The sequence below is a fragment of the Enterobacter cloacae complex sp. 394F7 genome (assembly GCF_057320385.1).
The window spans coordinates 391,176-398,281 of the sequence record NZ_JBXWCS010000004.1 but is presented as its reverse complement, the minus strand read 5'-3'; the positions used below and the strand labels follow the sequence as shown (position 1 = coordinate 398,281).

Sequence of the window (7,106 nt, the reverse complement as noted above, 5' to 3'; positions counted from 1 at the left end):
GGGATCTACAATACAGGCTCGTGGCCTAAGGCCGGGTACGGCATGTGGACTGCCTGACAGAAAGAACTGGCCGGTTCTTTCTGTACGGGAGGATAATACAAGGCCGGGTAAGCGCAGCGCCACCCGGCGAGAAAGGCGGCAAAAGTGTTGAGGGCTATTGCCGCTTTTTCGGCATCATGCGCAGCAGCGTATTATCTTTCCAGAAATAGTGATGCATCAGCGCCGCCGCTGCGTGCAGGCCAATGACAAAATAGCCGAGGTTCGCCAGCGTCTCGTGCCACTCTTTTAGCCCATCAGCCAGGTCAAAGTTGGATTCCGCCGCGTGCGGCATGGCGATGCCAAAGGCAAACCAGTCGTTTCCACGGTTATACATCATCACCAGGCCAATCAGCGGCAAAGCAATAAACAGCAGATAAATCACCAGATGCCCCAGATGCGAAAGGCCTGTGATCATCGCTTTCGGTTTCGGCTCAATCGGCGGCGCGCGGAACTTCAGGCGCACCAGCAGACGTGTTACCATCAATACCAGGATAGCGATCCCGCATGAGACGTGGATCATATTGATCAGCGGTCGGTCGGTACGCGGAAAGAAGCCTCTGAACTCCATGGCGCAGTAGGCGACGATAACTAACAGAAACACCAGCCAGTGAATGCCGATTTGCAGGCCTGTATATTTAGTGCGCATGTGATTTTCCGATAAAAAACAGTTACCGCGCCAACATAACGACCTTTCCTTAAAAATTCATTAACTTTTCTGTATGGATTTTCAAATACTTCCCGGGGCATGAAGCATCTTCAATTGCTGCCCCGCCCCTCATGGTCTAAGCCTGGATAAGTTCAAACTGTCGCATCGACACGTTTACAGGAGAAAACCATGAGTAAAATTGGCATTAACGGATTTGGACGCATTGGACGCCTGGTACTTCGTCGCCTTCTTGAAACCCAGGACAGCAACACCGTCGTCGCCATCAACGACCTCACCTCTCCCAAAGTACTGGCCTATCTGCTCCGGCATGATTCTAACTACGGCGGCTTCCCGTGGAGCGTGGATTTCACCGAAGACGCGCTGATTGTGGACGGTAAAACCATCGCGGTGTACGCCGAGAAAGAGGCCAGACATATCCCGTGGAAAGCCGCTGGGGTGGATATCGTCGTGGAATGCACCGGTTTTTATACGTCGGAAGAGAAATCCAGAGCGCATCTGGATGCTGGCGCCAAAAAAGTCCTGATCTCCGCGCCAGCAGGTGAGATGAAAACCATTGTGTTTAACGTTAACGACGACACCATTGACGCCAGTGATACCATTATCTCCGTCGCCTCCTGCACCACCAACTGCCTCGCCCCGCTGGCAAAAGCCCTGCACGATGCCTTTGACATTAAAGTGGGCACCATGACCACCATTCACGCCTACACTGGTACTCAGGCGCTGGTGGATGGTCCGCGCGGGAAAGATCTGCGCGCCTCACGCGCGGCGGCGGAGAACATCATTCCCCACACCACGGGTGCTGCCAAAGCGATTGGCCTGGTGATCCCGGCCCTTAGCGGCAAACTGAAAGGTCACGCCCAGCGCGTACCGGTGAAGACCGGCTCGGTAACGGAACTGGTCGCCATTCTGGGCAAAAAGGTCACCGCTGAAGAGGTGAATGCCGCACTGAAAAAAGCGACACAGGGAAATAAATCCTTTGGCTATACCGATGAAGAGATTGTGTCGTCAGATGTCATTGGCTCGCACTTTGGCTCGGTGTTTGACGCCACGCAGACCGAAGTGACCGAGGCGGGCGATCTGCAGCTGGTGAAAGCCGTCGCCTGGTATGACAACGAGTATGGGTTTGTGACGCAGCTGGTGCGCACGCTGGATAAGTTTGCGGCGCTGTGATTCAAAAACAGCCGCCTGAAATGCCCGTTTGCGTGAGTCTTTTCGCAAACGGGCAGCGGATCATAATAACGCGCGGCTCACCAGGGCGTCGGTCAGAACAATGTCATTGCGCAACACCTGCCACGCCGCCTCGATCTCATCAGGTATCGTCACGTGGGCAATAAAATCACGTCCTGCCGGACCGTAACCGTTAACGTCGTCACGCAGGCGCGGCAGTTCCCCCAGCACCAGCGATAAATAGCGTTCCACCGGCCAAAGCCCTTCACCGGAATCGCTGAACACCAGCCCATCGTCACCGTTTTGCAGTACGGGCGTAAAGCCCGCGTGGCTCACCCATTCCGGCGATACGGGTTCGTCCCGGCATACGCGCGCGAACGTTGCCATGGTGCGTCGCTGCATGGTTGGATCCTGCACCACCAGCACGCTTTCAGGGGCAAACTGATGGTGCGTCATTAATTCGCGGCTAAAGCGGGCGTTCTCCCCGCAGTTCGTCGATTGATCTTCCACCCAAACCCGGTCTGCCGGGATCTGCCAGAATTCACGGGCGATATCCGCCAGGATGGCCGCCTCTGCCCGGCCCGTAGTGGGAATGGTGTGATAGCGCGGATGTTTCGCAATCGCGGCATAAAGAAATGTCGTGGAGTGTCCGATGCCTCCGCTAATGATCATGGGCACCCCTTGCTCCGCCGCCAGACGGCAGGCAGCTTCGATGGTTGGCATGACGGCATTCCCCGCCAGAATCACCATATCCACGGACTGACCCGGTTGCAGGTCATCCTGCGCCAGCCACTGCCCAACCGTGTTTACGGCACTGAGCGTGCTGCCGGGCAAACAGGGAAAAAATGTCGGTATCATCGTCACCTCCTTACAGCATTTGGATTAGCGTACCGCACTTGTCGCGTCAAAACAGGCGTTGATTCCTAAAGTGCCAGAGATAAGGCCGCTCTTTTTCCTAAAACCTTTAGTTCAACATTTGATTAACATGCGTAAATCATATTCACTTGTATTATGTTTTACGGCAGACGTAGAATCGCCAGCCCGCTAATTATTTAATTTTTTCAAAGGTAAACGACGTTATGCGCCTGCCCGAACGCGATCCTTATGCTCCTCGCGAGTGGCAGCCACACGAGAAACCCGCCCTGCTGGGTTCACCCTCCACGCCGGAGCACAGCACGCCAAAGCGGATTGCCTATGGCGTTGTGGGTCTGCTGGTCTGCCTGACGGGCGCCCTGGGGAATGCGTTGGTCACCGCCAACCTGCAAAATTTGCAGGGCACCTTCGGCGCCTGGTCAACCGAGATCGCCTGGCTACCGGCGGTCTATGTGATGACCAATATCTCCATTAACCTGCTACTGGTGAAATTCCGCCAGCAGTATGGTCTGCGCGCCTTTACGGAAGGCTTTCTGGTGCTGTATGTGCTGGTCACCTTCTTCCACCTGTTCGTTAACGATCTCAGTTCGGCGCTGATGGTGCGCGCCGCGCACGGAATGGTGGCCGCCGCGCTCAGTTCGCTGGGCATTTATTATCAGATCCAGGCCTGGCCGGCGAAGCACCGTCTGAAGGCGCTGACCATTGGCATCACCGGCTCGTCACTGGCCATTCCGCTGGCGCGGCTCTTTTCAACCGAGCTGTTGCAGCTTGATGAGTGGCGCGGACTCTATTTCTTCGAGCTGGGGCTGGCCCTCATCTCGCTGGCGTGCGTGATTGCGCTGAAACTGCCGCCGGGCGATCGGCGTAAGGTCTTTGAGAAAAAAGACTTTATCACCTTCTTTTTACTGGCACCGGGGATGGCGCTGCTGTGCGCGGTGCTGTCGCTGGGCCGTCTGGACTGGTGGTTTGAAGCGCCGTGGATCGGCTGGTCGCTGGCGCTCTCGCTGGTGCTGATTGTTTCCGCCATCGTGTTTGAACATAACCGCAGTAACCCGCTGCTGAACACCCGCTGGCTGTCGAGCGGCAGTATTGTGCGCCTTGGGTTGATTATGCTGCTGATCCGCATCGTGCTGGCCGAGCAAAACACCGGCGTCATCGGCTGGCTGCAGTACGTGGGGTTACAGAACGAGCAGATGACGCACCTGGCGTGGTCCATATTTGCCGGGATCGTCTGCGGGATCGTCACCAGCTGTCTGACCATTAAGCCGACCAAACTGGCGTGGCCGATTATCACCTCCCTGGTGCTGATGATTGTCGCCTCGCTGCTGGACAGCCAGTCCAACAACCTGACGCGCCCGGATCAGTTGATGCTCAGCCAGTTCCTGCTGGGCTTTGGCAGTGCCTTCTTCCTCGCCCCCGCGATGCTGGCCGCCATTGGCGGCGTCATCGCCGACCCGCGTAATCTGGTGAGCTTCTCGGTAATGTTCGGCATGAGCCAGAACCTCGGCGGCCTGCTGGGCTCGGCTATTCTCGGTACCTTCCAGACCTGGCGCGAAAAGTATCACTCCAGCCTGCTGGCGGACCAGCTCACCACGCTCAATCCGCTGGTTAACGAGCGGATTCAGCTTTATACCCAGATGTACAAAAGCCTGATTGGCGACAGCGCCCTGCTGGGCACGCAGGCGATCACCCAGTTGCAGACGGTGACCGCGCTTGAGGCAAACATTCTGGCTTACAACGACACCTATTTACTGACCGCGAGTATTGCCGCGGCCACGCTGATCTGGATTTTATGGCGCTTGCTGCGCCTGCGCATCACTGCCCGTATGGCGCTTAAGAACGCCACCGGCAACAAATAATTGAAAATATTTCTGGAGAGTTTATGAGTCAGCAGGATGCCGCCAAAGAGCAGGCCAACACCCGCAAAAATGTGCGCATTGTTTCCGTTTTCACCGCCGCGGCAATCGGTATTGTCGGCGTGCTGGTGATCCTTTACGCGTGGCAGCTGCCGCCGTTCACCCGCCACGCGCAGTTTACCGATAACGCTTACGTGCGCGGCCAGACCACGTTCATCAGCCCGCAGGTGAATGGCTATATCACCGACGTGAAGGTGCAGGATTTTGTGCAGGTGAAAAAAGGCGACCTGCTGCTGCAGATTGATGACCGCATCTATCGCCAGCGCGTGCATCAGGCCGAGGCGCAGCTGGCGATGAAAATTGCCACCCTGAATAATAACCTGCAGCAGCGTAAAAGCGCGGAAGCGGTGATTGCCCGTAACGAGGCGGCCCTGAAAAACGCCCGCGCCCAAAGTCTGAAAACCCAGGCGGATTTAAAACGTGTAAAAGATCTGACGGCGGACGGATCGCTCTCCATCCGCGAACGCGACGCGGCGCTGGCCAGCGCGGCCCAGGGCAGCGCCGATATTGAGCAGGCCAAAGCGACGCTTGAGATGTCGCGCCAGGATCTGCATACGGTGATTGTGAACCGCGGAGCGCTGGAGGCGGATGTGGAAAACGCCAAAGCGGCGCTGGAGCTGGCACAAATCGACCTGCAAAACACCCGCATTGTGGCGCCGCGTGACGGCCAGCTGGGGCAGATCGCGGTGCGTCTGGGCGCGTACGTGACGGCCGGAACCCATCTCACCACCCTGGTACCGCCGCAGCACTGGGTGATCGCCAATATTAAAGAGACCCAGCTCGCGGAGCTGCGCGTGGGCCAGCCGGTGAAATTTACCGTCGATGCACTCAATAACAAAGCCTATCAGGGCCGCGTGGAGAGCATCTCCCCGGCGACCGGCGTCGAATTCAGCGCCATCACGCCGGATAACGCCACCGGGAACTTTGTCAAAATCGCCCAGCGTATTCCGGTGCGTATCGAAGTGCTGGGTAAACCGGAAGAGTCGGCACTGTTGCGTCCTGGCATGTCGGTACAGGTGACCATTGATACGCGGGAGGCGAAGCAATGACCCTTCGCCCGCTAGCCAGCCTGCTGGTTGCCGTTCTGCTTGCCGGATGCCAGTCGGTGGATGTAAAACCTGCCCAACCGTCACTGCACATTCCTGCCCAGTGGCGGGCGGCATCCGGCCCCGCCAGCGCGCCTGAACAGCTGTGGTGGCGAAATTTTCACGACAACAATCTCAACCGCTATGTGGATCAGGCGCTGAAAAATAACAGCGACGTGCTGATCGCCCGCGAACGGATCAATGAGTATCAGGCAAGAGTCTATACCGCTGACGGCAGCCTGTTTCCGTCGCTGGATGCGGGCGTAACCGGTACCCGCGCCCGGACGCAATCGGCCGCCACGGGGTTACCGGTATACAGTACGCTGTACAAAGGCAGCCTCACCGCCAGCTATGATGTGGATATCTGGGGCGTCAACCGCAGCACGGCCAATGCCGCGCAGGCCTCGCTGGAGGCGCAAAAAGCCGCCGCCGCTGCCGCAGATTTAACTGTCGCCTCGTCGGTGGCCTCCGGGTATGTCACCCTGCTCTCGCTTGACGAACAGCTTCGCGTCACCGAGTCCACGCTGAAATCACGCGAAGAGGCATTTAATCTTGCTAAACGGCAGTTTGAAACGGGCTACAGTTCGCGCCTGGAGCTGATGCAGTCTGACTCTGAGCTGCGGGCCACCCGGGCGCAGGTGCCGCTGCTGCAGCATCAGATCGCGCAGCAAGAGAATGCCCTGAGTCTGCTGCTGGGCAGTAACCCGGGCGAGGTGGCGCGCAGTGAAAGCTTCAGCATGCTTACCCCGCTCAGGCTGCCTTCACAGTTGCCGTCATCGTTGCTTAACCGACGACCTGACATCGTTCAGGCGGAGCGTCAGCTTATTGCGGCCGATGCCAGCCTTGCCGCCTCGCGCGCCAGCCTGTTGCCGTCGATCAACCTGACGGCGACCGGATCGATTCAGGATCGCACCCTTTCCGGACTGCTGGACAACCCTTTACAGCTCTGGAGCGCAGGCGGCAGTATTCTCGCCCCGCTGCTGAACCGCCAGGCATTGAATGCGCAGGTGGATATCTCCCAGTCGCAGCGTAATCAGGCGCTGTACGCCTATGAGAAAACCGTGCGCAACGCCTTTGCCGAAGTGAACAACAGCCTTGACGCCATTACGCGTTATCAGGAACAACTTAGCGAACTGCTGGCCCAACAGGAGGTGGCCCAGGAGACGCTGCGCATTGCGCAGAACCGCTATCGCAACGGTTATTCATCTTATCTGGATGTGCTCGACGCACAGCGAACCCTCTACTCGGTACAAACCAACGTGGTGCAGGTAAAAAATAACCTGCTGCTGGCGCAGATTGATTTGTATAAAGCGCTGGGCGGCGGTTGGGAGAGCGTGTGAACCCGGTTTGCACGCTGAT

The 7,106-nt window shown here is 57.6% G+C and carries 6 protein-coding genes; 4 read left to right on the top strand and 2 right to left on the bottom strand.

The annotated features are described in order from the left end of the window. Positions 1–154: 154 nt before the first annotated feature. The gene (gene cybB, locus AC2FAK_RS08905) at positions 155–685 is read right to left on the bottom strand and encodes a cytochrome b561 (RefSeq protein WP_013096695.1); all 531 of its coding nucleotides are present in this window, start codon (positions 683–685) and stop codon (positions 155–157) included. 189 nt (positions 686–874) lie between these two features. Here cybB and gap point away from each other — a divergent pair, with 189 nt between their 5' ends. Then, positions 875–1,876: a type I glyceraldehyde-3-phosphate dehydrogenase gene (gap, locus tag AC2FAK_RS08900; protein ID WP_095454724.1), complete on the top strand. Its 1,002-nt coding sequence runs from the start codon at positions 875–877 to the stop codon at positions 1,874–1,876. Positions 1,877–1,936: 60 nt separating this feature from the next. Here the strand turns inward: gap and AC2FAK_RS08895 are convergent, their stop codons facing one another. Further along, on the bottom strand, positions 1,937–2,731 hold the full coding sequence (locus tag AC2FAK_RS08895; RefSeq protein ID WP_095454725.1) for a YdcF family protein: 795 nt from the start codon (positions 2,729–2,731) through the stop codon (positions 1,937–1,939). Positions 2,732–2,952: 221 nt separating this feature from the next. Between AC2FAK_RS08895 and AC2FAK_RS08890 the strand changes: the two genes are divergently transcribed. Genes AC2FAK_RS08890 through AC2FAK_RS08880 form a run of 3 tightly spaced genes read left to right on the top strand, consistent with a single transcriptional unit; the run spans position 2,953 to position 7,087 of the window. Continuing rightward, positions 2,953–4,605, top strand: coding sequence for an MFS transporter (locus tag AC2FAK_RS08890; RefSeq protein ID WP_095454726.1), 1,653 nt, complete (start codon positions 2,953–2,955; stop codon positions 4,603–4,605). A 23-nt stretch (positions 4,606–4,628) separates the two neighbouring features. Further along, positions 4,629–5,711: an HlyD family secretion protein gene (locus tag AC2FAK_RS08885; protein WP_095454727.1), complete on the top strand. Its 1,083-nt coding sequence runs from the start codon at positions 4,629–4,631 to the stop codon at positions 5,709–5,711. After that, positions 5,708–7,087, top strand: coding sequence for an efflux transporter outer membrane subunit (locus tag AC2FAK_RS08880; protein ID WP_095454728.1), 1,380 nt, complete (start codon positions 5,708–5,710; stop codon positions 7,085–7,087). The genes AC2FAK_RS08885 and AC2FAK_RS08880 overlap by 4 nt, the downstream gene beginning before the upstream one ends. Positions 7,088–7,106: the final 19 nt, after the last annotated feature.